The 1639-nt window shown below is 39.5% G+C and carries 1 protein-coding gene; it reads left to right on the top strand.

Annotation, left to right across the window (positions count from 1 at the left end):
• Positions 1 to 197 precede the first annotated feature (197 nt).
• Positions 198 to 1616, top strand: a complete 1419-nt coding sequence (locus AB1630_13070; protein ID MEW6104717.1) for a transposase — start codon at positions 198 to 200, stop codon at positions 1614 to 1616.
• Positions 1617 to 1639 lie beyond the last annotated feature (23 nt).

The raw sequence follows: 1639 nt of genomic DNA, 5'->3' as shown, positions 1-1639 counted from the left end.
ATTTACCAATGTGTTGTTGATAATCACCGGTTTTGGCCTCAATCCAATAAAATGAATTGTTGACCTGGAAAATCAAATCAAGCTCAAAATCGTTGCCATTAGGCAAACTATAGTTTCGCCATTTTTGACAAAGGAGCTTAAAAAAAGTCGGTCCTGCCGATAAGAAAGTAAGAAACATTTCTTAAAGGAGGACCGAATTGACACTTTCTTTATCGGTATCTTTTGAAGGTTTATTAAACATCTTCTCTGACTGTTTTACAAAGAGCAGTTTCGAGAACTTCAAGACCCTCATTACAGGTTGGGTCTTAACCCCAGGACGCAAGACAATTACAAGAGTAATTCAGTCAGCAGATGCAGTTAACAAAAAACATCACAGTTGCTTCTACAACTTCTTTAGCAGAGCTAAATGGAATATCGATCTCTTGAGCAAATTGGTGGCAAAAATGATTGTTAAAGTCTTTATACCCACAGGAAATCCCATCGTCACTGCTGGTGATGATACACTCTATGCTAAAAGTGGTCACAAGATACCAGGAACAGGTATGTTTAGAGATCCTGTGCTTTCCACCAAGAACATTACAGTTCTTCGATGGGGACAGAACTGGGTTACCTTGGGTATCATACTCAAACTCCCTTTTTTCAATGAGCGCTATATCTGCCTGCCTATTATGGCAAGGTATTGTTCTAAAAAGCAACCCTATTCTACAAAAGAGGATATTCACCAAACTCGTTGTCAGCTTATGGTTGAGATGCTTTGCCTATTTGCTTCCTGGTTTCCTGAGTATAAGAGTATTCATGTCGTCGATGGTGCTTATGCCAACAATACTGTTGTTCCAGATCTTCCAAAGAACGTTGAGATTGTGAGTCGTATTCGCAAGGATGCAGCTATCTTTACATCACCTCCCAAGCCAACAGGAAAGAGAGGGGCACCTCGAAAAAAGGGTGATCGTCTACCCACTCCAGAACAAATTGCAAATCATCCAAGTATCCCCTTCAAGGAGATAGAAGCAACTGTTTACGGAGAAACTCGCATCTTCATGGTTAAAGGAATCAAAGCCCTTTGGTATAGAGTTGCCAAAGATCGACTTCTTTATATCCTCATTGTCAGAGACCCTCTGGGTAAATATAATGATGAATTCTACTTTACCACTGACTTTTCTCTTTTACCCTGGGATGTCTTAGAGCTTATTGCTGGTCGATGGTCTATAGAGGTTACCCATCGAGACAGCAAACAGTATCTTGGGATTAATGATCCTCAAATCCGAAATCCAAAGAGTGTCAAAAGAGAGATTCCATTTGGCTTTCTCATTATGAGCCTTATCATCCTTTGGTATGCCAAGTATGGTTATAAATCTTGTTATGATATTAGACCAAAGGCTCCCTGGTATAATCAGAAACAGACGCCATCCTTTCTTGATATGTTAGCTACTTTACGTCGTAGTTTATGGGCTTCTGCATTTTTTGATAACTCAACCTCAGAGGTTAAGATGCAAAAAATTTCTGGGGGTTTTGACCCTGTTTTTGCCCCTTTTAACCAAAATAAAGAGCTTGACACGGATAAGAAGGTTTTAAATCCCCTTAAATTCATAATTCAGATAGCCTCAATGGCAGCATGAATGACGAAAGTTCAGTTTATATC

This window comes from bacterium, from assembly GCA_040753555.1.
GTDB lineage: Bacteria > UBA9089 > UBA9088 > UBA9088 > UBA9088 > JBFLYE01.
The sequence above is the reverse complement of the archived record's forward strand: the minus strand, read 5'-3'. Positions and strand labels throughout refer to the sequence as shown.